At 65.9% G+C, this 645-nt stretch carries 1 protein-coding gene and 1 pseudogene; both read left to right on the top strand.

The genetic code is table 11. The features are described 5' to 3' along the window. Nucleotides 1–308: T6SS effector phospholipase Tle3 domain-containing protein (locus CKO43_RS25575; protein ID WP_431191977.1), on the top strand; the 308-nt coding region annotated here is incomplete at its 5' end. Between the two features lie 187 nt (nt 309–495). Continuing rightward, nucleotides 496–645: pseudogene (locus CKO43_RS25580) on the top strand (IS5/IS1182 family transposase); the annotation flags it as partial.

Here is a 645-nt window from a genome sequence, read left to right on the forward strand (position 1 = left end):
AAGAAGGACTATTGACGCGCCGCGCCTCGCTGGAGTTGATCAACCGCCACGGCTTCAAGGATCCGAACACGAGCGAGACGCGCTTCGAAGTGAAGGCCTTTCCCGGCGACCCGAAGGCGGTGCCCGCGCCGGGCAGCGACCGCGACAACCGCGGCCGCGTGTTCCTGTACTGCAAACCGCACGACCAGGTGATCGGCGTAGCGCCGGTGCAAGGCATCGGCTGGCACGGCGTGAACGCGGCGCAGTTGGACAAGATCGGCGCCGCGGGCGTCTTCCACCAGCGCGTGCCGGAGATGCCAGGTGGGTAGACGGGCATCGTGGCGGAGCCGACACGCCTGTTGAGCGGGCTGGCTGCAGCCAGAGATTTCCACAGTCGCGCGCCAAGCGGGGTTATCCACCGATAGGTGAGCTTCTGGGGCTGGAATTCCCGTGCTCATGACCACTGAACTCGTTGGTCGTTGCCGGACTCGTTGATCAAGAGCACTGGATTACGCAAAGCACAAGCTGGCGCCCAAGACCCCGGCGACGGTCAACGACACGCCGGGTGCCAAGGGGCTGCTGCTGCGCCAGGGCACGGTGGTCGACGCGACGCTGATTGCCGCACCGAGTTCGACGAAGAACGACAGCGGCATGCGCGACCCGGAG

It is taken from the genome of Rubrivivax gelatinosus (assembly GCF_016583785.1).
GTDB classification, from domain to species: Bacteria; Pseudomonadota; Gammaproteobacteria; order Burkholderiales; family Burkholderiaceae_C; genus Rubrivivax; species Rubrivivax gelatinosus_B.